The 24,070-nt window shown below is 35.8% G+C and carries 27 protein-coding genes and 1 pseudogene; 1 reads left to right on the top strand and 27 read right to left on the bottom strand.

Annotation, left to right across the window (positions count from 1 at the left end; translation table 11 throughout):
* The 10 genes from DW114_RS03035 to DW114_RS03080 all read right to left on the bottom strand — a co-directional run.
* A partial coding sequence (locus DW114_RS03035) for a hypothetical protein (protein ID WP_199485901.1) occupies nt 1–223 on the bottom strand: 223 nt, incomplete at its 3' end.
* 209 nt (nt 224–432) lie between these two features.
* Entirely contained in the window at nt 433–1,623 is a 1,191-nt protein-coding gene (locus tag DW114_RS03040) for a coenzyme F420-0:L-glutamate ligase (RefSeq protein ID WP_117452293.1), read from the bottom strand.
* Between the two features lie 113 nt (nt 1,624–1,736).
* Entirely contained in the window at nt 1,737–2,225 is a 489-nt protein-coding gene (locus tag DW114_RS03045; protein WP_117452295.1) for a metallophosphoesterase family protein, read from the bottom strand.
* 57 nt (nt 2,226–2,282) lie between these two features.
* Nucleotides 2,283–3,251 (bottom strand): GerMN domain-containing protein, encoded by a 969-nt coding sequence (locus DW114_RS03050; protein ID WP_117452297.1) that lies wholly within the window; start codon nt 3,249–3,251, stop codon nt 2,283–2,285.
* Nucleotides 3,252–3,326: 75 nt separating this feature from the next.
* Nucleotides 3,327–4,358 carry a M15 family metallopeptidase gene (locus tag DW114_RS03055; protein WP_270324484.1) on the bottom strand — a complete coding sequence of 344 codons (1,032 nt, stop codon included), beginning with the start codon at nt 4,356–4,358 and terminating at the stop codon, nt 3,327–3,329.
* A 94-nt stretch (nt 4,359–4,452) separates the two neighbouring features.
* A complete protein-coding gene (locus DW114_RS03060) occupies nt 4,453–4,881 on the bottom strand; it encodes a hypothetical protein (RefSeq protein ID WP_117452301.1) in 429 nt (142 codons plus the stop codon).
* A 90-nt stretch (nt 4,882–4,971) separates the two neighbouring features.
* Nucleotides 4,972–5,163, bottom strand: coding sequence for a helix-turn-helix domain-containing protein (locus tag DW114_RS03065; protein ID WP_117452302.1), 192 nt, complete (start codon nt 5,161–5,163; stop codon nt 4,972–4,974).
* 51 nt (nt 5,164–5,214) lie between these two features.
* Nucleotides 5,215–6,993 carry an excinuclease ABC subunit UvrC gene (uvrC, locus tag DW114_RS03070; RefSeq protein WP_117452304.1) on the bottom strand — a complete coding sequence of 593 codons (1,779 nt, stop codon included), beginning with the start codon at nt 6,991–6,993 and terminating at the stop codon, nt 5,215–5,217.
* 10 nt (nt 6,994–7,003) lie between these two features.
* On the bottom strand, nt 7,004–9,322 hold the full coding sequence (locus tag DW114_RS03075; protein WP_117452306.1) for an endonuclease MutS2: 2,319 nt from the start codon (nt 9,320–9,322) through the stop codon (nt 7,004–7,006).
* Nucleotides 9,322–10,002, bottom strand: coding sequence for a CvpA family protein (locus DW114_RS03080; protein WP_117452308.1), 681 nt, complete (start codon nt 10,000–10,002; stop codon nt 9,322–9,324). Before DW114_RS03080 ends, DW114_RS03075 begins: the two co-directional genes overlap by 1 nt.
* A gap of 104 nt (nt 10,003–10,106) precedes the next feature.
* On the opposite strand from DW114_RS03080, the gene rnhC reads away from it, so the two are divergent.
* Entirely contained in the window at nt 10,107–10,994 is an 888-nt protein-coding gene (gene rnhC / locus DW114_RS03085; RefSeq protein ID WP_117452310.1) for a ribonuclease HIII, read from the top strand.
* 70 nt (nt 10,995–11,064) lie between these two features.
* Here rnhC and DW114_RS03090 read toward each other — a convergent pair whose 3' ends face one another.
* The 17 genes and pseudogenes from DW114_RS03090 to DW114_RS03160 form a co-directional block, all read right to left on the bottom strand.
* The gene (locus DW114_RS03090) at nt 11,065–11,547 is read right to left on the bottom strand and encodes a deoxycytidylate deaminase (RefSeq protein WP_117452312.1); all 483 of its coding nucleotides are present in this window, start codon (nt 11,545–11,547) and stop codon (nt 11,065–11,067) included.
* Nucleotides 11,544–12,797 carry a rhomboid family intramembrane serine protease gene (locus DW114_RS03095; RefSeq protein ID WP_117452314.1) on the bottom strand — a complete coding sequence of 418 codons (1,254 nt, stop codon included), beginning with the start codon at nt 12,795–12,797 and terminating at the stop codon, nt 11,544–11,546. The genes DW114_RS03090 and DW114_RS03095 overlap by 4 nt, the downstream gene beginning before the upstream one ends.
* Nucleotides 12,798–12,800: 3 nt before the next feature.
* Nucleotides 12,801–13,718, bottom strand: a complete 918-nt coding sequence (locus DW114_RS03100; RefSeq protein WP_117452316.1) for an RluA family pseudouridine synthase — start codon at nt 13,716–13,718, stop codon at nt 12,801–12,803.
* The gene (lspA, locus tag DW114_RS03105) at nt 13,715–14,179 is read right to left on the bottom strand and encodes a signal peptidase II (RefSeq protein ID WP_117452318.1); all 465 of its coding nucleotides are present in this window, start codon (nt 14,177–14,179) and stop codon (nt 13,715–13,717) included. The genes DW114_RS03100 and lspA overlap by 4 nt, the downstream gene beginning before the upstream one ends.
* A gap of 287 nt (nt 14,180–14,466) precedes the next feature.
* Nucleotides 14,467–15,639 carry an iron-containing alcohol dehydrogenase gene (locus DW114_RS03110; RefSeq protein WP_117452320.1) on the bottom strand — a complete coding sequence of 391 codons (1,173 nt, stop codon included), beginning with the start codon at nt 15,637–15,639 and terminating at the stop codon, nt 14,467–14,469.
* A 1,028-nt stretch (nt 15,640–16,667) separates the two neighbouring features.
* Nucleotides 16,668–17,144 (bottom strand): hypothetical protein, encoded by a 477-nt coding sequence (locus DW114_RS03115; RefSeq protein ID WP_117452322.1) that lies wholly within the window; start codon nt 17,142–17,144, stop codon nt 16,668–16,670.
* The gene (locus DW114_RS21580) at nt 17,144–17,494 is read right to left on the bottom strand and encodes a hypothetical protein (RefSeq protein WP_233511332.1); all 351 of its coding nucleotides are present in this window, start codon (nt 17,492–17,494) and stop codon (nt 17,144–17,146) included. Before DW114_RS21580 ends, DW114_RS03115 begins: the two co-directional genes overlap by 1 nt.
* Nucleotides 17,491–18,195 (bottom strand): DUF1700 domain-containing protein, encoded by a 705-nt coding sequence (locus DW114_RS03120; RefSeq protein ID WP_233511331.1) that lies wholly within the window; start codon nt 18,193–18,195, stop codon nt 17,491–17,493. Before DW114_RS03120 ends, DW114_RS21580 begins: the two co-directional genes overlap by 4 nt.
* Nucleotides 18,182–18,511 carry a PadR family transcriptional regulator gene (locus DW114_RS03125; RefSeq protein WP_117452324.1) on the bottom strand — a complete coding sequence of 110 codons (330 nt, stop codon included), beginning with the start codon at nt 18,509–18,511 and terminating at the stop codon, nt 18,182–18,184. Before DW114_RS03125 ends, DW114_RS03120 begins: the two co-directional genes overlap by 14 nt.
* A gap of 281 nt (nt 18,512–18,792) precedes the next feature.
* The gene (locus DW114_RS21945; RefSeq protein ID WP_117452326.1) at nt 18,793–18,921 is read right to left on the bottom strand and encodes a DUF3795 domain-containing protein; all 129 of its coding nucleotides are present in this window, start codon (nt 18,919–18,921) and stop codon (nt 18,793–18,795) included.
* Nucleotides 18,918–19,034, bottom strand: a pseudogene (locus DW114_RS22155) (hypothetical protein); the annotation flags it as partial. The pseudogene DW114_RS22155 and the gene DW114_RS21945, both read right to left, overlap by 4 nt.
* 270 nt (nt 19,035–19,304) lie before the next feature.
* Nucleotides 19,305–19,928, bottom strand: coding sequence for a hypothetical protein (locus DW114_RS03135; RefSeq protein WP_117452328.1), 624 nt, complete (start codon nt 19,926–19,928; stop codon nt 19,305–19,307).
* Complete coding sequence (locus DW114_RS03140; protein ID WP_117452330.1) at nt 19,921–20,559, bottom strand: hypothetical protein; 639 nt, start codon at nt 20,557–20,559, stop codon at nt 19,921–19,923. Before DW114_RS03140 ends, DW114_RS03135 begins: the two co-directional genes overlap by 8 nt.
* 9 nt (nt 20,560–20,568) lie before the next feature.
* Nucleotides 20,569–21,414, bottom strand: a complete 846-nt coding sequence (locus DW114_RS03145; RefSeq protein ID WP_158552160.1) for an ATP-binding cassette domain-containing protein — start codon at nt 21,412–21,414, stop codon at nt 20,569–20,571.
* Entirely contained in the window at nt 21,411–21,785 is a 375-nt protein-coding gene (locus DW114_RS03150; RefSeq protein ID WP_117452334.1) for a GntR family transcriptional regulator, read from the bottom strand. The genes DW114_RS03145 and DW114_RS03150 overlap by 4 nt, the downstream gene beginning before the upstream one ends.
* 78 nt (nt 21,786–21,863) lie before the next feature.
* The gene (locus DW114_RS03155; RefSeq protein WP_117452336.1) at nt 21,864–22,367 is read right to left on the bottom strand and encodes a deoxyuridine 5'-triphosphate nucleotidohydrolase; all 504 of its coding nucleotides are present in this window, start codon (nt 22,365–22,367) and stop codon (nt 21,864–21,866) included.
* Nucleotides 22,368–22,652: 285 nt separating this feature from the next.
* On the bottom strand, nt 22,653–24,053 hold the full coding sequence (locus DW114_RS03160) for a glycoside hydrolase family 1 protein (RefSeq protein WP_117452338.1): 1,401 nt from the start codon (nt 24,051–24,053) through the stop codon (nt 22,653–22,655).
* Nucleotides 24,054–24,070 lie beyond the last annotated feature (17 nt).

A 24,070-nucleotide genomic window follows, 5' to 3' on the forward strand; every position in this document is an offset into this window, starting at 1 on the left:
TCCAGTCTTTTATACCTTTTACGTAAGTGTCTAGATCTTTTGTAGTTTCTTTTCCCTTGCTTTTATTCGCTTCTTGTTTAGTTGATTCTATTTTTGAATCACTGTGGTCACTATTTGATTGCACAGCAAAATAGATACCACCAATCAATAATAAAATAATGATGATTACTACAGGTATAACAATTTTCTTGTTCTTTGTGATATACTCTTTAATCTTTTCCATATGTGTAAAATTCCCCTTTTTCCCTTGTAAATATTATACAGTATTTATTCAATACCTATTATACCGATTTTTATCATATTATCCAAGAACCTTTATGATTGAAAAGCCTAAAATAATCCATCATTTGAAACATGAGAAGCAGTTTAACACCTCAATACTTATTCTTCTTTCCATTAAAAAAGAAGGACGATTTGTCCTTCTTCCAGTTCTTAGTTTGTGAAATTGTCAAAGTAACCCTGAACAAGTACGATTGGTGTACCTTTATCACCTGAACCACTTGTTAAGTCACATAAAGAACCAATCAGGTCAGTCAATCTTCTTGGTGTTGTACCCTGAGATGCCATATCCCCTTTTAGATTGCCATCTTTTTCTTTGATTTTTGCTTCAATGGCATTCTGTAGTTCTTCACCACTTAAATCTTTGAAATCATTGTCTGCAAGATATTTCAATTTCAATTCATTTGGTGTTCCTTCCAAACCATCTGTATAAGCAGGTGATACGCATGGATCAGCAAGTTCCCAGATCTTTCCAACAGGATCTTTAAACGCACCATCACCATACACCATGACTTCTACATCTTTGCCACAACGTTCTTTTAATTTTTTCTGGATATCAAATACTAAATCACGGCATTCTCTTGGGAACAGTTTTACAGTATCTTCTGTAGATTTATTAGAACCTAACAGACCATATGCACTGTTATAGCCATTGCCATTGATAGAAGTTGTCAGGATATCATCCAGACCACATACCCTTTCTGCACCATTTTCTTTCAGGATACGTTTTGTTCTAGCTCTTGTATGAATATCACAAGTCAATACGTTCTTTGTATAATTTAAGATCATTTTTGCGCTGTTCGCAAAGATTACCTCTACATCACAGCCTTCTTCTTTGATCAGATTCTGATAATATTCCACGTAATCGACACCAGTGAATTCATGTTTGTTTTCTCCAAACAGTTCACGATATTTTTCAAGTGATAATACATCACTATATGGATTGACACCTGCTTCATCTAATGCATCTACACTGATTAGATGATTTCCTACCTCATCACTAGGATAGCTCAACATCAATACAATTTTCTTTGCTCCCTTAGCAATTCCTCTTAAACAAATTGCAAAACGGTTTCTACTCAAGATTGGAAAAATCACACCAATGGTTTCTCCACCCAGCTTAGCTTTCACATCTTCTGCGATTGCATCCACACTGGCATAATTTCCCTGGCTACGGGCAACGATAGATTCTGTAATCGCAACTACATCTTTATCACGCATTTCAAATCCTTCTGATTCAGCGGCTTCCAATACACTGTCAACGACGATAGAAGCTAAATCATCACCTTCTCGAATGATCGGGCAGCGTACCCCACGAGAAATTGTTCCAACTTTTCTTTCCATGTTTTTCAAACACCTTTCTTAAATAAAACGTTTACACGCAGACTTATTATAGCGTAATTTATGGAAAAAGAAAAGAAAAAAGTCATGAAACAAACATGACTTTTTTACATTTTTCAGAAAAATCCAAAACGGCTTTTCGGTTTTGGCATAAATACAAATTCCACATCCACATGATAGGAATCTAAATCCACAATAGCATAAGATGGTCCACGTCCATCACGACTTCTCCATAATGAACCCGGATTGATGAGTCGTACACCATTTACCTCATCATCTGCGGCAATGTGTGTATGCCCGTAAAACACGATATCACAATCTAAGCTTTTTGCTTTTTCTGCCATCTGTTCCAATCTGTGTGTATACATAAAATGATGAGAATGGGTAATATAGATTCCATGTCCTGCGATATGCAATGTTTGTTCCTCTGGATAATCGTAATAGATATCATTATTTCCACGTACTGTGATAAATTGTGGATAGCATTCTGGATATGTTTCTATATCCCCACAATGAACGAATGCATCCGCATCTGGATATGTTTCTAATACCTTATCTAACGCTTCATCTTTTCCATGACTGTCACTAACAAGTATAATTTTCATTTTGATCACCTACTGTAGTAAGTATACCAAAAATCCATGAAAGAATAAATAATTATTTCAAAACATTACTTCATTATATGAAATATCTTGCAGGGAAACTGTTTTTGCTTCATCTTGTAAAGAAACGACCACATCATCAACCAGCACCTGTACATGTTCTACACTTGGAAGGCTTAATAAAGATAAGGTGAGTGAGTCATAAACATCCTGTTTTACGGTTTTATCTGCGCCTAAGATATGTTCATCCAAAGATACCTTTAATGTTCCTTTCTCAAAGCTCATAGACTCCATTTTGATACTGTCTTTTACCATTGGCTGTGTCAGGGTACTGGATACTGATACATCTTCTATGATTTCATTGACTTTGGATTCTAAAGAGGAGCGTGTGGATGGATAACGTTTGCTTTTTGGTACCATATAGGTATTTCCCTGTACCTTCTTGGTATAATAGACTGTCATTTCATCACTTGTATGCAATGCAGACGTGGATGTTTCAAAATGATTAATGCCAATGCTGCGATTTAATATCTCTGGAATCGGTGTAGAGCCATTCGGCATCGCTGTTAATGTTTCCCCATTCATCATTAACTTGACACGTTCTACATCATGAAACTGCGTTAATCCCCATGTCAAAGATTCTAATACACGTAATTCATTTTCTTTTGTATAATTTTTTAAACTGTCATCAAAGTCTACTGCGATGATCCCATTATTGATTTGAAAGCTGTCCATATGCACTTCTTTCGTAAATAATGGAGAAAAACCTTTCAGGCTTTGTTTCCCACTCATATAGCCAAGCATGATATTGACCTGATCCTCTTCACTCATTTCCTCATCCACAGGAATACTGATAGGAATCAGGGTTTTATCATGATCCATCATATAAATCTGCATGTGATTACCTGTTGTTTCACTTTGAATGACAGGTGTTGTTGCCTCTTCTGTTGGAAAGAAACGGATGGATGCATATGCCGCAATGGCAATCATCCCGAATAAGAATGCAAATTGTTTTTTAAAGCGCTGCATACCTTCACCTCTGTCTTAAGTTTATGAAAGCTGATACATAAAAAGAACGTGCACCCTTTGCGAATGCACGTAATTCTATTTTTCAAATACACTGAAATCTATTTCTTCCATCGCTTTATCTTCATCATGCATAAGCTTTGCTGCCTGTTTTCCAACATAGCGAAGGGTATATGGCTGATACGCTTTTTTCGTCACATCTTCTTTATGTTTTGGATATCGTATCACAAAACCATATTTATATGCGTTTTCTTTCAACCAGACGGCCTGTTCACGATCTTCTTCTTTTTTCTTTTCTTCACTGTCACCTTTGTTATCATTAGGTTTCAGGGTAATCGTATAGCCAAGCTGGTATTCGCTTTGTCCAGGATGATCCCAATACATCGTAAAATCTTTTGGAAATTCTTTTTGTTTGCTCTCATACAATGATATTTGATCTTCATAAGATAAATAGCCGGTCGTAATGACCATATCTCCATAGTTTTTACGATTGATTTCTTTTGCTGCCTTCATCAATTCTTCCAAAGGTTTGACGACTTCTTTTTGAATCATGATATCATTGGCATTATCCACGATAGAATCATGTGGCAGGGTGGTAATTGTCACTAAGTTTTTTGGTTCATATGTATATATCGTTTTGGATGTATTTAAAATCGTATACATACTGCTTGGATTTGCGATAAGCTTTGCATGTTCTCCATAGGTATATCCTTCATCATAAAAACGTGTTAAAACATTATAGGAATAATATGTCAAAAGGTTTTGTAATTCGCCATATTCCATATGTTCTTTATACTTGTTGATGAAGTTTACGATATATGACTTTTCTTCTTTTCTGGTACTCATGGCTTTGGTATACCATAGTGTATTTTCTAATGTAAACCCTTCTTCTTCGATAAAAGGAAGAAACTCATCTGGTTCTATCTTCTGGGCAAGCAGATAATTGATCTGTTCTGTATCCAGATGCTCTAAGACGATGTCACGTTGTTTTTGTGTAAGTTCATAAGGGTATCTTGCCAGTTCATCATAGTGCTGGTTCATCGCATAAAAACAACCGCCAAATAAAGCAATCAAAACTATGATAAACAACATTCGTTTGATTTTCATCATAAACACCTCGCGTTAGTCATTATACCATAAAGTAGGAATAAAAAGTCAATAGTACAAAATTCGTAAGAATCTATAATAGAAAGAGCAGGCTCTTTCATGTATGTATACGTCCAAAACAGATATGCAGGTACAGCTGATCATTTTTTTCATATAAATGACTGTTTAATATCGGCGCATGAAATATGATGGGTTCTTTCATCCATGTATGTGGTATCATCAGCATCTGAAACAAATGGATGCCTCTCCAGATAAAGCCAGAACCGATCACATGTTTTAATCCATAGGCAGAATGGGTCCTGATACAATCTTCCATATGCTTCATTTCCTGTGGACTCATCTTTGGCAGATACGCCTTTGCGTAGCCTTTGATGCGCTGTGATAATTCATACTGCTTTTGACATCGGCATTGTTCTTTACAAATGGTTTCATACATCTGCATGGTTTTGTTCATTTCGGTTTTCAGATAGCGAAACTGCGCCGGTGTCGTTTTTAATACATACGTCACTTCTAAGTTCTTTTTCATAGACAATTACCTCCTACTTATTTATATACGTAAAAAAGGTACAAAAATCCTAAAAAAACTTCTGAAAATTTCTTTCAGAAGCTTTTTTGTCTATAATTTCAGTTCATCGAGCTTGATCAATTCCACGACTGCCTGTGCTCTGCCCTTAACTCCAAGCTTTAACATCACGTTGGATATATGGTTTCGCACCGTTTTATCAGAGATATGCATTTTCTCTGCGATTTCGGCGGTACTATAATTGTCAATCAGAAGATCGAAGACTTCTTTCTCGCGTTTCGTCAATATTTTCTGCGTAGTATTTACCCCCTATACAATATCCTACCTATCTTTATGTTATGCTTCATTTCCATTTTGGTCTGTGTTATGTAGAACATTATATAAGGTTATGGCTGTCTTTTCAGGAATCACCTGGGCGATTTCCTCAACACTGGCCTCTTTCAGACGTTTTAAAGATTTGAAATGTTTCCAGATCTCTTTTTTACGTACTTCTCCAATTCCCTCCACTTCATCTAAAATGGACTTGGTCATGGCTTTATTACGGACACGACGATGATAACTGATCGCAAAACGGTGCACTTCATCCTGCATCTGTGTCAACAAGAAAAACAAAGAGAAATCTCGTGGCACTGGAATGATTTTTCCATTACGATCCATCAGATTGCTTGTACGATGGTTATCATCCTTTACTAAACCACATAAGGTCAATGGGATATCTAATGCATCCAAAATTTCTTTTGCGGCTTCAATCTGTAAATAGCCACCATCCACAATCAATAAATCAGGAAATCTTCCACGTTCCTTCAATAAGCGGAAATACCGTCGGTAAACGACTTCCTTCATGGAATCCAGATCGGATACATATTCTCCAAGTTTATATAATCGATAATCTTTCTTGCTGGCTTCCCCATCCACAAATACAACCATGCCGCTGACATTAAAAGAACCGGATATGTGAGAGTTATCGAAGATTTCGATACGGTGGATTTCTTTTTGTAGAAGGTTGGATAATTGTGCCATCGCTTCTTCTTTACGACTTTCTTTACGTTCTACCAGTTCAAATTTTTGTTCATGGGCATTTTTCGCATTGGCTAGTACCATTTCTACCAGCTTTAATTTATCTCCGCGTACCGGCTGTAAAATCTTAGTATCCAGAATTTCCTCCAGCTGGGTAATATCATATTCTTTTGGTATTAAAATCTCCTGTGGCAATGGATTTGCGCTATAATATTGGGCAACAAAGGACACAAAAGCATCCTCTTCCCGCTCATATAATGGCTCGATGGACAAAGTACGCTCTAACAGCTTTCCCCCACGTACAAAGAAGCCTTGAATCGAGATATAGCCCTTGTCTACATAATAGCCAAATACGTCCCTGTCCTTACGATCTTTAAAGTCAATCTGCTGTTTGGCTGTGACATGATGAATCGCATGGATCAAATCAAGCTTCTCCTGTGCTTTCTCAAACAACAGGTTTTCACTTGCTTCCTCCATTTCTTTCTGTAGCGTATCTAAAATATCCCTTACATCGCCTTTTAAAAACTTACGAATATTTGCGGCCATATCCTGATATGTTTTGGGATCAATCTCATTTACGCAGGGCGCAAGGCATTGTCCCATATGAAAATACAGACATTCTTTTTTTGGCAGACGTTTACATTTGCGTAAAGGATACAGCTGGTTTAACAGCTTTACTGTTTCCCATGCTGCCCCAGAATCAGGAAATGGTCCAAAGTATTCTGCCTTTTTATCTTTGGTATTGCGTACCACCTTAAGCACTGGTGCTTTTTCTTTTGTGAGTTTCAGATAGGGATAGGTCTTATCATCCATAAACATGATGTTATAGGGAGGTGTATGCTTTTTAATCAGATTGATTTCCAATAAAAGGGCTTCTTTTTCACTGCCTGTAACGATATATTCAAAATCATCAATATTAGAAACCAGACGAGTTGTCTTAAAATCATGTGCGCCCACAAAATACTGACGCACACGATTCTTTAGTTTTTTGGCTTTTCCGACATAGATGATATCTCCATCTTTATTTTTCATCAGATAACAGCCGGGAAGTGCTGGCAGAATTGCCAGTTTATCCTGTATTTTTGCCATATTGGCCATATGTGATCACCTACTTCTTCTGCTTTAAGGTCACAACGGTTGCGCCAAGGCCGCCTTCACCTTGTCCACCCATGACAAAGCTTTCCACTCTTGCATTATGTTTTAGATAATCATGTACGCCGGCACGTAGTTTCCCAGTACCCATGCCATGAATGATACGTACACGATAAACTTTCGCAAGGCATGCATTATCCAAATATTTATCAATAATGGGAATTGCTTCCGCAACACGCATACCGATAACATTGACTTCCATGGAAAAAGATTTCACACCACTTTTACTGTAGCCTTTACTTTTCTTTTTCTTCTCTACCTGTTTTACTGCCTTGGATATATCATGTATGGTCGTGTTCATTTTCATTCCATTGGTCATGACACATACTTTTTCTTTATTGATGGAGATGATATCTCCATAGTAATTCAGTTTATCAATTTTCACATAATCACCGATTGTGAATGTTTCTTTCTTCTTTTCAATGACTTCTTCTTCCTCTTCATCAAGTGAACGTAATGCGCCTTTTAATTCATTGATTTCATGTGGTTTTGCGTCTGTTTTCATTTCCTTCAACAGATCAATGATATCATCTGCTTCTTTTAAACGTTCTTCAAGACGGCTTTCTGCTTTTTCCTTGATTTCATCTAAAATTTTCTGTTTTTCATTCTGCAGTTTTGTTTTTTCATCCTGCAGCTGTTTTTGAAGCTTTCGTACATCTTCCAGTTTTTCTTCCAGCTGCTGTTTTAATTCGTGATTTTCCATCAAAGAAGCTTCCAGCTGTTCCATCGCTTCTTCCCCTCTAGTCTTAGACGCTTCCTTGCGTTTGCGTGCTTCTTGCAGGATGGCATCTTTTAAGCCATAACGTTTTGCGATTTCAAAAGCATTGGATGTTCCAGAGATTCCCTGAATGTAATGATACGTTGGACGAAGATGCTCCATATCAAATTCCACACTGGACAATAATACATCCTCATGATCTGCGCCATATGTTTTAAGTGCGGAATAATGTGTTGTCGCAATGACCATCGCATGTTTCTGACGTAAATCATCTAATATCGCAACTGCCAGCGGTTCTCCCTCTTTTGGATCTGTCCCACTGCCTAATTCATCTAATAATACAAGTGATTTTGGTCCTGCATGATCAACGATATATGCCATTTTAGAAATATGGGAAGAGAATGTGGATAAAGATTCTTGAATAGATTGATCATCTCCAATATCCACAAAGATACCATCAAACATTGGAAATATCGCTTCCTGAGCAGCGACTGGAAAACCTGCCATACTCATGGCCGCAAACAAACCAATCGTTTTTAAAGTTACCGTTTTCCCACCTGTATTGCTTCCTGTAATCAACAGACTGTGATAAGGTGGTGTGATTTCATATGTATTCGCAACAACATGATGTGGATCAATCAAGGGATGACGTGCAGATTTAAGATATAATCGCTCTGTTTTTTCTTCAATACTTGCGATACATCCATCAAACTGTTTACACCACTGTCCCTTCGCAAAGATACTGTCTAACAGACCATATGTATCCAAATTACCTAATAATTCATGACCAATCAATGCCACTTCAGCGCTTAACATTGCCAAAATCTTTTCAATTTCTTCTTTTTCTTTGCTGATCAGACTCTGTAGTTTATTATTCAGATTTACCAAAGAGCGTGGTTCAATATATGCGGTCTGTCCACTGGCACTTTCCCCATGCAGCATACCCTCTACACTGTTTTTTTCACTGATTTTCACTAACACACATGTACGCCCATTACGCATGGTCGTAATCGTATCCATTAACTTATTTGCATTGCGTGAGATAAACTGCTGGACACTAATGGAAATTTCCTGTGTACATGTATGCATCGCTTTTCGGATATGTTTTAGTTCACTGCTGGCATTATCATAGATTTCATAATTCACATTGATACATGCTTCAATTTTGCTTGCACATTTCATATGATCACTTAAAGAATCTACCAGCTCCTGTATGTATGGTGTTTCAATTTCACTGCTTTTCATATATTTACGCATACTCTCGGATGCACGGATTCCTTCTGCTATCTGACGCAGCTCCTGAGGTCGAATTGTGATTCCCTTCATCGCATCCTCTACACTTAAGGATACATCATGTATACCGCCAAAAGGCATATTTCCATAACGTACGACTAAATCGTACGCTTCCTTCGCTCTTCTTAATTCACGATTGATCCACAATAAATCATAATTGGGATACGCTTCTCTTATTTTTTGTTTACCAAGGGAAAAGGAACAGTGATGTACAAACTGTTCTTTTACCTCGTCTAATTGTAATGCTTCCTGTTTATCTTTCATCATCTTTCACTATTCAGGCTCGCCATGATTGCGTTTACCTGTTCCTCCTTTAAATTCTGTGAAACAAGCCAGTCATGAATATTTTCAACTTCCTGTTTCGTTAATGTTTCTTTTTCATTGATCAAATCGAATACAGCGGATATCTGCTGTAGTGGTTCTTTCGCATAAAACATCAGGGTATTCATCATTGGTTCACTATATTTTAAAAGACTGCCTTCTACATATGTATTGCCTTGGGATATGAAAGGAAGTCGTAAAACCAATGTTGCCACAAACATCAAAACAACTGCCTGTATCGCACCCAGACACAAACCTGCTACCTTATTGATTGTGGATACCACGGGGATATCAGAGATGGCTTTTATTAGTGGCTTCAAAAATAAAATCACGATATTTAAAATCACAAATAACACCACAAAGATGAATAACCGATTGATATTATCATATATAAATGAGCTGATCAAATCATTTTCTATGGGCAGCTGACTCTTTGGATATAAAGACAGCATACGAGAAATCGGTGCGGATATCCACCATGAAAAAATGCCGACAACCACAAATCCAACGATACTGATGAGTTTCATCAAAAACCCCTGTTTATATCCGCTAAATAACAATAATGCGAAAACTATGACCACAACAAGATTGATCATCAACCATGTATTTTGTTCAATATTCATATCTAACACCTACTTTTGCTTTCTTATTCTACCACATTTTCTATATGAAATATATGCGGGATGCCTGTTTTTATGATAAAATAACAAGCACGAGGAGGTATTTTATGAGTACAAAAACAGTCGTTTTATCAAAAAAAGAAATCATGGATTTAAAAGCCCGCTATCCTATGGCACAGGAGCGTAAAACACCTCCCTATGCAATCTATCAGATCAAATTAAGTGATTGTGTCATTACTGCTTATGAATCAGGAAAAGTTGTTTTTCAAGGAGATGGCGCCGATTATCATGCGGACAGTTATGCCATCATTGAAAAGAAAAAAGTCACAAAAGAAAAAGGCAGTTTTCGTGAGCAGCTGTATCCCCAATGTGGAAGTGATGAAGTTGGTACCGGAGATTACTTTGGACCAGTTGTTGTTTGCGCAAGCTATGTATCCAAAGAAGATGTCGCATGGCTTCGTGAACTAGGCATTCAGGATTCTAAAGCCGTGGACGATACCAAAATACGTGAGCTGGGACCAAAGCTGATGGAACGCCTACCACATAGTTTATTAATATTAAACAATACGAAATATAACCGTATTCATGATACAGATAATATGGTTGCGATTAAATGCAAGCTGCATAACCAGGCTTTTGTACATCTAAAAAACAAAGTAGAAAACTGGCCGAATTTTGTGATTATCGATCAATTCGTACAAGGAAAAAGTTATTATCGTTATCTGAAAGAAGAACCACAGGTCATTCGTGATATCCATTTTGAAACAAAAGCAGAAAACAAATATCTGGCAGTCGCAAGTGGATCCATCATTGCCCGCTATGCCTTTCTGTTATCCTTTGACGCGATGGAAAAACAATATGATTTCCATTTCTTAAAAGGCGCAAGTAATAAAGTAGATCAAAATATCCGTGATTTTGTGAAACGCTTTGGAAAAGAAGAGTTATATAAGGTCGCAAAGCTTCACTTTGCGAATACTAAGAAAGCTTTGGGGTAATAGGATACACCCTATGAAGCAATACTTAAAAATTTGATGAAAAAAAGCGTATGTATAATTTTACGCTTTTTTATTGGTCTTTTTTATGAATAGACAATTCCATTTGATATGGCAGTTGTTCCAGCTGTACACCAGCTGCCTTCAACATACGTTTACTTGCTTTTGTGCCATCTGTATCTGCGTATTTATCAGATTCATAGACAATTCTGGAAATGCCGCTTTGAATAATCGCTTTCGCACATTCGTTACATGGAAATAAAGATACATAAATACTGCATCCACGCAAATCAGAATTGCTGTTTAAAATGGCATTTAATTCCGCATGTACAACAAATGGATACTTTGTCTGTGCGAATTCGCCTTCACGATCCCATGGAAATTCATCATCACTGCATCCATTTGGAAATCCATTATATCCTATTCCTACAACACGATGATCTTTTGATACGATCACTGCCCCCACCTGCGTAGAGGGATCTTTACTACGTTTTGCGCTTAAATGCGCCAGTCCCATAAAATACTCATCCCAAGTCAATACATCTTCACGTTTCATGAAAGCTCCTCCTTTGCATATTGTTTTTCAAAACAACGCTGTAAATAATTTGCATACCCATCAAGCGGTGTATGTCGATAAACTTCAATTAATTGTGTATCTACATCCTTATGAATCGGCTGTACCGTAGATACCTGGCTCATCATAAATGCTAGCGCCACTAGTAAAAAAGCCCCGGATAATCGAATGTTATTTTTCAAAAACATGTATTTTCTGCCTCTAGAAAATAATATTCCCATAAACAGTCCACACACAGCACCGCCCATACATCCAATCATCGGTACCCCAGATACGATTAACATCAACAGACCAAACCAAATAATCTTGATCATCGAAAAACGTACTAGTGGAATCCGCCAGCTGCCATTACTGAATAAGGCAGTAAGATAAGCGGCAATCAGACCGACAATACCAGCACTCATGCCATAACTAATCGTGTTGCCGGCTGATATATAAACAAATATATTGCCAATGACAATGGATACCAAAAAGATCCATACATATTGTTTCTTTTGATACATGCGTTCACATACCTTGCCAACGCTATATAGCACAAACAGATTGACCATCAGCTGAAATACATCCCCATGAACAAAACCCGCTGTAAATAAACGATAGAATTCATGTGCAGCGACAACATTCAATTTATAGTAGCCTCCACTCACCAATACCCCCATCAGGGCATCTTTGCACAAGATACTCATGATATAGGTTATCCCCATCCAGATAACGCTAATGACCATAAGTATTACCGTTGCCTTTGGACGAGCTGCTTTTTTGGCTTTTGCCAAAGACTCTTTCTGTTGAATCAGCTGAGCTTCTTCTATTTCTTTGCTTAATTTCGCATATTCATCTTGTACATTTTCTACATCATGAATGATATGATCAATGCCTGGAAAAGTTTTAAGAATGGATGGATTGCTTACCTGATCTTTAGTAATGCGAATCTGCGTCAATAATGGATTTTCAATTGGTGCACTGTCTGGATGCACATTTAAAATCATTACTGGACCCTCACGATGAATCAGATTTAAAATCAAACGATGAACATTTCGGATATAATCTGTATCGGAAAGTGTACACGCATTTTCTTTGTTACAGATACGAAGCACCGGATAATCCTGAGAGCGGGCATTCATCAGCCATATATCTTCATTATGCTGTTGAACCTTTACAATCGTATAGTCATACTGCGTAATCAAATAATGAAGCAACTGCATGGTATATAAATCATAAATCGTAATATCCATACGCTACGCCTCCTTTGCCCTGAGTTCTTCAAGAATCTCTTCAAACTGCGTTGGCAAAGGAGCTTCCACTGTGATGGTTTCATTGGTTCTTGGATGTACAAACGTCAATTGATGTGCATGCAACAGCTGTCCACCTGTTTTCATGGTTTTACGATAGCTGTATTTTTCATCACCAACGACGGGATGTCCAATATATTGCATATGTACACGTATCTGATGTGTTCTTCCAGTTTCTAAACGGCATTCTACTAATGTATATTCTTTAAAACGCTCAATTACTTTAAAATGGGTTCTGGCATCCTTTGAATTACTGGCTGTTACTGCCATCTTCTGACGATCATTCACATCTCTTCCAATCGGTGCATCAATTGTCCCAAAATCATGTGGGATAACACCATGAACAAGTGCATAATACAAACGATTGACACTCTTTGTCTGCAGTTGTTTGGATAAAGATGCATGTGCCATATCATTTTTTGCGACAATCAGCAATCCTGTCGTATCTTTATCAATACGATGAACAATGCCAGGACGTAAAACGCCATTGATGCCACTTAGATCTTTACAATGATACAATAAAGCATTGACAAGTGTTCCATTCTGATTGCCATTCGCTGGATGCACCACCATACCTTTTGGCTTATTGATCACAATGACATCCTCATCTTCATAACGAATATCCAAAGGAATATTTTCCGGTTCTACTTCCAATTCTCGATCATCTTCCATTTTTAATACAATGGTATCATTGGCTTTTACTTTATAATTTGCTTTTTGTATATTCCCATTCACACATACCTGCCCTTCATCGACAAGGGATTGGATACGGCTTCTTGATAAAGCTTCATCCTGTGCTGCTAAATATTTATCTAAACGTGTCTTAGCTTCTTCTTCACTTACAATATAGGTTATTTCTTTCATGCCTTTACACCTCGTTCTTCCAGCAGTATATCCACTATGATCAAGAATACCCCAAAACACAGTGCCATATCCGCAACATTAAATACTGGGAAATCATATCCCAAAATCAAAAAATCCAAGAAATCACGCACATGCTGTAGCATAACTCGATCAATTAAATTACCGACGGTACCTGCCATCATACATACGATTCCTGTCTGAAACAGTATATCACCTTTTTTACTTTTGATATAGAAATACACCATAACCGCAAGCGCAATGATGGTAATGATATAGAAAAACCACATTTTACCTTCCAGCATACTCCATGCTGCACCTGTATTTTGTAAATACGTGATTCTAAAAAAACCGGGAATCACATCCATTGACTGCTGAAGCTGCATATTCGTATCAACGATCCACTTTGTAATCTGATCTATCATCAATAATACGACAAACAATATTCCATGTTTTATTTTCATACAAAACACCTTTCTATCTTGTTTTCTTTTCAAAATTTGAAAACCCTCATTATTATACCAAAAAAAATCGCACTTGGCGATTTTAATGTACATTTTATGAAAGAAACGAGATAATTAGGAAAGTTTATAAATAAGGAGGTTGAACGAACACTACGTTCACACGAACTCTTCCTTTTATAAAATGTATAGAATAGATTTATTTCAAAATCTGATTAAAGTATATCACTCGTTTCAAACATTTTCAAGATATTTTACAAATATTTTAATTTATTTTCTGAAAATTACTTTCATTTTGCGTTTTTATATATATTTCGCATATCTTTTTCATCTAATTTCTTTACACATCCAATTGTTCGTTTTCCAAAGAAGCTGCACTTATGCGCCAGTTCTCTGATATCCTCATCACTGACTTCAAGCCCTAATTCATGCAAAGAAATCGGCATTTGAATTGATGTAAAAAATGCTTCCATTGCCTCGATGCCTTTTAATGCGCAAACATGGTCGTCCTCTTCTTTCATATCAAAAAGTTCTCTGGCAAGTTTCGCAAACCGTTTTACATCTGCTTCATATACATATCTTGCCCAGCTGCCCCACACAGCACTTAATCCAGCACCATGTGCAACACCATATTTTCCTGATAATTCATGTTCCAGCTGATGACATGCCCAATCGCCGATTTCTCTTGGTCCACTCATACCATTGTGTGAACAGCTGCTTGCCCACATAAGCTCTGAGCGACTTTCATAATTCATCGGCTCTTTCAAAACAATTGGCGCATGATGAACTACTGTCTTCAATACACCAAGCGCAAAATGATCATAGATTTCCATCGGTTCTTCACTGACAAAAAAGCGCTCTAACGTATGCATCATAATATCAACCGCACCACTCATACTTTGATATGGAGGCAACGTATATGTTAATTCTGGATTCATAATCGCAAAACGACATCTGCCATAATCATTTGTCAGTCCCCGCTTCAACTGACCATTTTCATTGGTTATGACACTGGAGTTACTCATCTCACTGCCAGCAGCCGCAATTGTTAACACACATCCGATTGGAAGACAGCCTGTAACTGTACGTTTTTTCTCATAATAATCCCAAAGATTTCCTTCATTTACAACACCATAGCCAATTGCCTTTGCACTGTCAATCACACTTCCTCCACCGATTGCCAGAATAAAGTCAACACCACCTTTTTTACATAAAGCAATGCCTTCTTCGACTTTAGATAATACTGGATTTGCGACAACACCACCTAGACATACATAAGCTAATCCAGCTTCTTCTAATAGATTTTTGATACGGTCCAAAAGACCACTTCTTTCAGCACTATGTCCTCCATAATGCAGCAACACTTTCGTTCCACCATACTGTTTAATATATTCTGTAACATGGCTTTCCTGTCCTTTTCCAAAATACACCTTTGTTGGTGCATAATATACAAATTGATTCATAAACACATCTCCTTTTCTTTATGATATCAGATTCCCGACAGAAATTCACTCCCTATGATATTTTCAGCAGAAAATTTCATTCACTTTTCCATACATTTTTTCGGAAATGTATTTAAATCTTACACAAACCAATATTATTTATAGGTTATTTTGCTTTTTTCCAAAAGTTTTTTAGGATTTTTACTTTTTTTTACGTATATATACTTGTAGGAGGATTACTGAAATGTTTTCTTTGAAGAGAGCGTATGTACTTTATCTTTGGGGTTTTTATGGTGAATCATTTCTTCATAGTCTGTTTGACCAGCATTTATATCACGTTGATCAAGACACTTCCTGCTATCTTAAGAGAAGTATGCAGATTATATGAATGTAAGCTGAAGTACAAAAAGAAAAAGAAGTAATTAGCTTTTGGGAAGAATGATGAGCTCCTTTTGTACATAAAGAACTCTCATTGATTCAGTCCAACTACGAAATTGAAAAGGAGAAGCAAGCCGGCTTCTCCTTTTCTCATGTTTTCTTTGTTTGTGTATGCATTACTGATACGTGTCTATTATATCAGTTTTTCTATGGTTTACAATAGGTATTTATAACTTTTTTTAGTTTCTATACACTCTATCATATATTCTATATCATTTATTTTAATTTTTATACGATCAAGCATTTCTTTTGAACATGTAAAAATCATTTCTTCATAGTCTGTTTGACCAGCATTTGTATTACGTTGATCAAGACACTTCCCGCTATCTTAAGAGAAGTATGCAGATTATATGAATGTAAGCTGAAGTACAAAAAGAAAAAGAAGTAATTAGCTTTTGGGAAGAATGGTGAGCTCCTTTTGTACATAAAGAACTCTCATTGATTCAGTCCAACTACGAAATTGAAAAGGAGAAGCGCGCCTGCTTCTCCTTTTCTCATGTTTTCTTTGTTTGCGTATGCATTACTGATACATGTTTATTATATCAGCTTTTCTATGGTTTACAATAGGTATTTATAACTTTTTTTAGTTTCTATACACTCTATCATATATTCTAATCATTCATCTTCATTTTGATACGATTGCGCATTTCTTTTGAACATGTAATACGCACAACTTCATTACTTTCACAAGTATATATTTTATGTTCTTTCAATCCATCGATCACCTTATGAAATAAATCTAATAAATCTTCACGATGATTATAATTTTGATAAGAATGCAAATCAGATTCCCTGACATATAAGCGATTATCTGATACTTCAGTCAAAACAGCTTCGTTTGTTTCTACTTTTACTTTATCTTTCATAGACTCATCGATAATGATATCATAGCGAATAAATCCATCTTCCAATGTGATATTTAAATCTTTATCACTCACATTAAATGTATTCGTTGTGGTGTAATATTCCGGGTTATATAAATCACAGCCATTTACTTCTTTATAATCTTTGATTTCAAAGAAAATCATCGTAAATCCGATGGCGATACTGGTCATTCCGATAATAAAGGTAATTAAGAAATGTTTCATTATCTTCTTCCCCCTCTCCATAACAGCTGATATAACGCACTCAGGAAAGATGAGGTTAAAATCAATCCGCCAATAACGATAAAGTACGCTCCAAAAATCGTAACACCTTGAATACTTACCACAACCATTGCGCCTAATGCACAACATAATCCAACAATAACACAGATAAATGGTATCATGATCAATAAGAAGAAAATTCTTAAAAATGTTCTGATAATGCCTACACTATGACGATCATCATAATACGTATCGTAATTTCTTTCTCTACGATATGGCTGTTCATTTACATCTTCATATACATCTTCATCTACTTCTTCCTCTTGCGTATAAGTATCATCATCTTCGCTCATTGTTGCTTTTTTTTACGATAGGAATCCTGATAGCTACAATCATCTTTTTCATCATAGATACTTGAATTTCTTTGACGATAGGTATTTTTACCATTTGCGAAATCATGCATTGTATCTTTAAAGTCGTCGAATACTGTAGAATCATTTCTACGTGATTTATAACGATTGATACGTTTTTTACATAAATCATAAAGTGCCAGCACAAAGATAACAACATATGCTAAGGAAATCATGAATTTCCATAAACCAGCCAACACATGTCCAATGCCGAAGCCTACAAGATTTCTCAACAGGCTTGCGCCTAATGATGACGCAATTTCAAATGGGATTCTCAAAATAAACAAGAAAATCAATATCATCAAAAATTCAAATATTAATTTAATGACATCATCCGCATCTAAAGATGTAAAACTTGAAACAAAGCGTTTAAATCCATCAAACAACTCATCCATGAAATTGTTAAATTTACGATCGAAATCATGATGGTGTACACGATCGGTATTGATTTTATATGCATCCAGAATGTCATCCACCAATTCATCAATGTCACCAAAATCTTCGATTGCCTCCTCTTCAGTTTTTCCCTCTTTCATCTTCATTTCAATATGCGTGCGGTATTCATCAATGATATCGCGGCGTTCACGTTCATTAATGACCTGTAGTTTTTTATCTAACAGGTTTAAGAATTCATCTTTCTTCATGCAGATCACTCTCCTTTATGAAATTATTCACCGTTTCATGAAATTCATTCCATTCTCCTAATAGTTCATTCATTCTTTCTTTACCTGAATACGTTATGCGATAGTATTTTCTTGGTGGCCCTTCACTTGATTCTACCAAATACGTTTCAAAATAGTGTTCATTTGTTAATCGCTTCAGTAATGGATAAATGGTGCCTTCATTGACATTCACGACTTTACTTACTTCTGATACCAATTCATAGCCATACATATCTTTCTTATATACAGAAAGCAGTACGATCATTTCTAATACTCCCTTTTTGAATTGTGTATTCACTGGCTCCACCTCCATTATTATAATAATCCCAGTACCTTGTATTGTCAAGTACTAAAATAAATATAGTACCAATAGAATTATAATAGTCAAAAAAAGAAACCCAAATCGGATTTCTTAATCAAGCATTGCATATCAATTGACAAGCCATGGCATACATACCAACAACTGTAAGATAAGCTATATAAAACGCATTGAATCAACATAACAAACTACGATTGTTTAGCTAATTCTTCTAAAGTCTTTCGATGATCACTTTCAATCGGCACATAATCCTCTATATGTTAACATGGATAATCTTTACATTCCGCACAATGGGAAACCTTTTTTGCCATGCCACACTTTCGCATTGGACAATCCACACACATCTTTTCATTTATTCCTATCATAGAATGACAACCCCAGCACATCATATCATTTTTTCAAATTTACAGGTATCTGTCGAATAGTCCCTTGCTAACTGTTCTTTCAGTTCCTCATTTCCTGTTTGAGTTGCAATATATACAGGGCATTCTGAACATATTAACCCACAATATCCTTCCCTCCAAAATCAAATTCACCAAGTATGCCTTCTCTGCCTAAGATGAAAAAAACTTGACTTCATTGTAGTATAACCACCTAATAAAAACAATGTACATTTCTTTGTCTGTTCCACCTATTCAGAGAGGAATTTTAGGTAAAGTATGACAACCAGATGTAGACATATAGCCTTGTCACACATCCACTCACGAAATCGATAACTAACCGTTTATAAATCGCATCAATAAGCAAACATAATAACTGATAAAATGTATTTTTAACATAATCGTTTCTCTTTTTTCATACACCATAAAGGTCCAGCGAACAAGGTAGCTAATCCCAATATGATCATAGGAAACATAAATGTATCCGGTTGTTTATAGGAAGCTAGAACCAGAATGGATGAAATAATGGAAAGTATGATAATACCAATGATACAGGAAGCTTCTTTTTTTAATTTCAATAACATCGTGACTCCCATAATATAGGCAAAAAGCATGATCATCGCAATGGCAATAATGCGTTTGATATCAATCGAAGATGTTCCCTGTGTAATAACCATCTGTGTTACCTCTTGTTCAACATCTGATTGTAGTAGATTAAATACAAATACGATAACACCTATCAAACATATATACATAAAAAATACACCCGTTAGAAATATAATTCCGGACAGAAAAATATTCAATACATAAAACCTTTTTGATACTGGAAATAACTTTAATGATTCATGATTTCGTATGATGGAATCTAAATACATGAAAAACATCAGTAAGCTGAACAAGATACCAACAAAGCCTAACATAGAAGGTAAAAACAACAACAGGATCCAGCCACTTTGAAAGATTCCCCGAAGCTGACAACGAAACAAAGATTTTTGAAAGGCAATGATCTTATGCATGCTTTATACCTCCTCTTTTTTCTATTTGATAAGTTATCCATGGAATACAGATGATAGATATTCCTGCGATGATGATTGCGAAGACATAAACAATCTCATTTTCAAAATGATGAAAGAAAAAATACATACTGATGAAAGAAACAACCATAGCTATAATAACGTACATTTTAGATTCATGGTAAATACGGTCCAGGAAAGCTAAACATAAATGTAAAATAATCATGACTGCAAAAAGACCTGTAATACGATATATTGTTAGACTTGAATCATAGCTGAATATTGACGACAACAATTTTGAAACATCCGCATGAAACAGAAATAAGACAAAATAAATCAATAACGCACCGGCAGCTGCATATATGAAGCATTTCCATAAAGAATATAATCCAGTTGCATAATAATAGTAACAATCCTGCTTTTTTGAACAAGGCAATAGCGTTATAACCTGTTTGTTTTTACTATATCTTTCAGACTGTATGTTAGAGATAAACATCGTGATCAGAAACATGTTTATAGGTGAAAATACAAACATCATCATCAAGCTCAATAGATAAACTATATATCTTGTAATTTTTGTATCCGTGACTTGCAAAGCGGCATAAATTTTTTGATAAGCCATAAAATTTTTCATCATTGCCACCTACTTTTGTTCACAACAATAATACATTATTGTTTCTAAATCAGCTCTTTGATAATGATATCCTTCTAATTGACACTCATCCAAAACATGGCATAGTGCCTGATATTCATCACCTAGTTTTCTTACATGAATAATGATTTCTTTAGGAAGTTTTGTTAGTTCTTCTTTAGACACAAATACTTCATAGTAACCATCTTGTAAATGAACCATATCATCTTTTAAAACGATATTTCCATGATCAATCAGCGTAACATAATCTGCGATTTTTTCTAAATCACTTAACAGGTGTGAACTGATCAAAATAGAGTGTGTTTCATCAATCATGAATTCACTTAATAATTCAATGATTTCTCTTCTTGTAATGGGGTCAAGATTCGCCATTGGCTCATCTAAAATCAATAATACCGGTTTACGACAGATTGCCAGATATAACTGTAAAAGTTTATTTTGACCAAGTGATAATTGTGATAATTTACTTTTTAAAGTGATATCACTTTTTTCACACAGAGATTCAAATTGCTGTTCATCAAATTCTGAATAAAAATCACGATAGATCTTTCGTAATGTTTTTACTTTCGTGTTGAGCGAAAAATCAAAATCAGTTCCTACATATGCAATATCACGGCATACTTCTTCATGATCCTTCTCTAAAGAACGTCCATGAAATAATACGATACCTTTTCGATCCAATAAGTTTAAAACGGATTTGATAAAGGTTGTTTTTCCTGCACCATTTCTTCCAATTAATCCCATCACACTGCCCTGTGGGATATCTAAAGTAATATTATTTAACGTGAAATTATGTAATTTCACCTGTAATCCTTCTACATGTAATGCATCCATCATTCTTCCTCCTTGCATTCTTCTATTAAGGCAAGCATGCGTGTTTCACTAATGGCATGTTCCTTACAAAATCTACACAGCTCTTTTATTTGCTCCTTAAGCTGTTGTTCATACAATTTTATTACTTCCTCTTGATTGATTTCTTTCACAAAACAGCCTTTCCCCTGTCGATTGAATATCAACCCTTCTTTTTCCAATTCTTCATATGCCCGTTTTACGGTAATTACGCCGACTTTACACTGAGAAGCCAGCACACGAATCGAGGGCAACATACTTCCAGGTTCTATTTCGCCTTTTAATATAGCTTCTTTAATCTGTTCACGAATTTGTTCATAAATTGGCAATGAAGAGTAATTGGATATCAATATTTTCATGTCGTCACCACTCTTTCTACTGTGATTATACAATAGATACAGTTGTTATGCAATAGATACAGTAAAAAAAAGAAGCACTTATTTATTTGTGCTCCCAAAACCACCATTACGTTTTTCACTCACTTCATCATCCTCGCAGATGCCAAAAGGCAGAAAAATACCCTGTACCAATGCTTCATTTGCTTCTATTTGAAGTGTTTTTCCTTCCTTGCTATCATTGGTCAGTTTCACAAAAATATGCCCTTCATTATCAGAATAAAAATAATCTTCATCAATGATACCAACCGTATTATTAAACTGTAAACGATATTTAAAGCCTAAAGAACTTCTTGGAAATAACTGTAGTACCCATCCTTCACACATTTGTGCTCGTATGCCGGTTGGAAGTTTGATGGTTTCCTGTGGTTTCAATGTAAATGAAACAGGTGAATAAAAATCATATCCGGCACTTCCCTTTGTAGCTCTTTTGGGTAATTGAATTCCATCATAAATGGTTTTTATTTCGTGCTCATTAAAGATACCTTTACAATCTTTTTCAAATTGTTCATAACTCACTTTATAAAATTTTGCGATTTTTTGCATTTTAACTCCTTACTTTTTACTTTTATTAATTGCTATTTTCTAATGTTTCTATGTTTTTTGTTTTATCTTTATACACAAGTCCATTCACACGAATATTTCGTAAAATTAGAATTGTCTTTTGGAAGTTTCAGCATATCTCACCATCCTTATGTGTTTTATTATATCATAAATATAGCTAAGAAATCAGGCAACTCACATGTTTAGGAAAACTGATAATTGTTATATTTAATAAAATAAAACCGTACCTTAAAAACGATACGGTTTAAAACATATGTAAAGATGTTACTATTTTAAATCTTCTCCATTGGTTTTAATCACTTTTTGATACCAGTAGAAGGAATCTTTTTTATAACGTTTTAAATCTTTGATATCTTCATCATCACGATTGACATATATGAAACCATAGCGTTTTGCAAATCCCTGATGTGTGGAAATCAAATCTATCGCAGACCATGGGCAATAACCAAACAGTTTGACACCATCACTGATTGCAAGCTGCATTTGTTCAATGTGCTGTCGTAAATAATTGATACGATAGTCATCGTGGATACTGCCATCTTCCTCCAATTGATCATAGGCCCCTAAGCCGTTTTCTGTAATAATGATGGGCAAACGATAACGGGAATATACTTCACGAAGGGTATTTCTAAATCCAACAGGATCAATCTGCCAGCCAAAATCCGTATGTGGCAAATATGGATTATCCACACCTTTATATACACCAGCTTCTCCTACAGCAACCTGTTGATCCCCTGTGGTTTCACTGCTAGATTCATCTTTATCACATGCAGATACTGCCTGTGTACAATAATAGTTAAATGCAATGAAATCAGGTTTTCCTTCTTTCATGATCTCCATATCGCCTGCTTTAATTTCAGGCAGGATATCTTTTTCACGCATATAACTCCATACTGTCGCATTGTATTCTCCATATACTGCCATATCTAAATACAACCAGTTTCTAATTGCAGAGAACGTATCGGCTGCTAAAATATCTTCCGGTTTACAACTGCTTGGATAAATCGCAGAAATATTTGGTGCTGGACCTATTTTTGCATTTGGGCACATTTCATGACACAGTTTCATTGCTTTTGCTTGTGCCAGCAACATGTGATGATTATCCTGCATCAGCTGTTTTTGTGTTGTTGTGCCAGTACCAATTGCTGCGCCATGTAAAATCATCATATTCTGTTCATTGATCGTTAACCAGTATTTTACACGATCCCCATAGTTTTCAAACATCAGTTTACTAAACTCCACAAAAGCATCGATTGTTTCCGGATTACTCCAGCCGCCTTTTATATCTAATGCTGCTGGTAAATCAAAGTGATACATTGTCACAAATGGTTCAATGCCATTGGCAATACATGTATCAATCACGTTGTTATAGAAATCAATTCCCTTTTGATTTACTTCGCCAGTCCCATTTGGCAGTAAACGTGTCCATGCGATAGAGAAACGAAATGTTTTTAATCCCATTTCTGCCATCATTTCAATATCTTCTTTATAATGATGATAAAAGTCACTTGCGACTTTGAAATCCGCTGTGCCATGAATCACCTCTTTGACATCCTGTACACTGCATCCTTTTCCATCTTCTAATGCTGCCCCTTCTACCTGATAGGCGCTTGTACTTGCTCCCCATAAAAAATCTTTTGGGAATGAAACTAATTTAGAATATTCCATCTGCTTCACCATAACCT

It is taken from the genome of Absiella sp. AM09-50, assembly GCF_003433845.1.
Taxonomy (GTDB): Bacteria; Bacillota_I; Bacilli_A; order Erysipelotrichales; family Erysipelotrichaceae; genus Hoskinsella; species Hoskinsella hominis.

Bases quoted from the DNA above. Each gene is read 5' to 3' on its own strand.
- DW114_RS03040 (WP_117452293.1), bottom strand. From the start codon at position 1,623: ATGGAAAGAAAAGTTGGAACAATTTCTCGTGGGGTACGCTGCCCGATC.
- DW114_RS03045 (WP_117452295.1), bottom strand. From the start codon at position 2,225: ATGAAAATTATACTTGTTAGTGACAGTCATGGAAAAGATGAAGCGTTA.
- DW114_RS03050 (WP_117452297.1), bottom strand. From the start codon at position 3,251: ATGCAGCGCTTTAAAAAACAATTTGCATTCTTATTCGGGATGATTGCC.
- DW114_RS03055 (WP_270324484.1), bottom strand. From the start codon at position 4,358: ATGATGAAAATCAAACGAATGTTGTTTATCATAGTTTTGATTGCTTTA.
- DW114_RS03060 (WP_117452301.1), bottom strand. From the start codon at position 4,881: ATGAAAAAGAACTTAGAAGTGACGTATGTATTAAAAACGACACCGGCG.
- uvrC (WP_117452304.1), bottom strand. From the start codon at position 6,993: ATGGCCAATATGGCAAAAATACAGGATAAACTGGCAATTCTGCCAGCA.
- DW114_RS03075 (WP_117452306.1), bottom strand. From the start codon at position 9,322: ATGAAAGATAAACAGGAAGCATTACAATTAGACGAGGTAAAAGAACAG.
- DW114_RS03080 (WP_117452308.1), bottom strand. From the start codon at position 10,002: ATGAATATTGAACAAAATACATGGTTGATGATCAATCTTGTTGTGGTC.
- rnhC (WP_117452310.1), top strand. From the start codon at position 10,107: ATGAGTACAAAAACAGTCGTTTTATCAAAAAAAGAAATCATGGATTTA.
- DW114_RS03090 (WP_117452312.1), bottom strand. From the start codon at position 11,547: ATGAAACGTGAAGATGTATTGACTTGGGATGAGTATTTTATGGGACTG.
- DW114_RS03095 (WP_117452314.1), bottom strand. From the start codon at position 12,797: ATGGATATTACGATTTATGATTTATATACCATGCAGTTGCTTCATTAT.
- DW114_RS03100 (WP_117452316.1), bottom strand. From the start codon at position 13,718: ATGAAAGAAATAACCTATATTGTAAGTGAAGAAGAAGCTAAGACACGT.
- lspA (WP_117452318.1), bottom strand. From the start codon at position 14,179: ATGAAAATAAAACATGGAATATTGTTTGTCGTATTATTGATGATAGAT.
- DW114_RS03110 (WP_117452320.1), bottom strand. From the start codon at position 15,639: ATGAATCAATTTGTATATTATGCACCAACAAAGGTGTATTTTGGAAAA.
- DW114_RS03115 (WP_117452322.1), bottom strand. From the start codon at position 17,144: ATGAAACATTTCTTAATTACCTTTATTATCGGAATGACCAGTATCGCC.
- DW114_RS21580 (WP_233511332.1), bottom strand. From the start codon at position 17,494: ATGAGCGAAGATGATGATACTTATACGCAAGAGGAAGAAGTAGATGAA.
- DW114_RS03120 (WP_233511331.1), bottom strand. From the start codon at position 18,195: ATGAAGAAAGATGAATTCTTAAACCTGTTAGATAAAAAACTACAGGTC.
- DW114_RS21945 (WP_117452326.1), bottom strand. From the start codon at position 18,921: ATGATGTGCTGGGGTTGTCATTCTATGATAGGAATAAATGAAAAGATG.
- DW114_RS03135 (WP_117452328.1), bottom strand. From the start codon at position 19,928: ATGCATAAGATCATTGCCTTTCAAAAATCTTTGTTTCGTTGTCAGCTT.
- DW114_RS03140 (WP_117452330.1), bottom strand. From the start codon at position 20,559: ATGAAAAATTTTATGGCTTATCAAAAAATTTATGCCGCTTTGCAAGTC.
- DW114_RS03145 (WP_158552160.1), bottom strand. From the start codon at position 21,414: ATGATGGATGCATTACATGTAGAAGGATTACAGGTGAAATTACATAAT.
- DW114_RS03150 (WP_117452334.1), bottom strand. From the start codon at position 21,785: ATGAAAATATTGATATCCAATTACTCTTCATTGCCAATTTATGAACAA.
- DW114_RS03155 (WP_117452336.1), bottom strand. From the start codon at position 22,367: ATGCAAAAAATCGCAAAATTTTATAAAGTGAGTTATGAACAATTTGAA.
- DW114_RS03160 (WP_117452338.1), bottom strand. From the start codon at position 24,053: ATGGAATATTCTAAATTAGTTTCATTCCCAAAAGATTTTTTATGGGGA.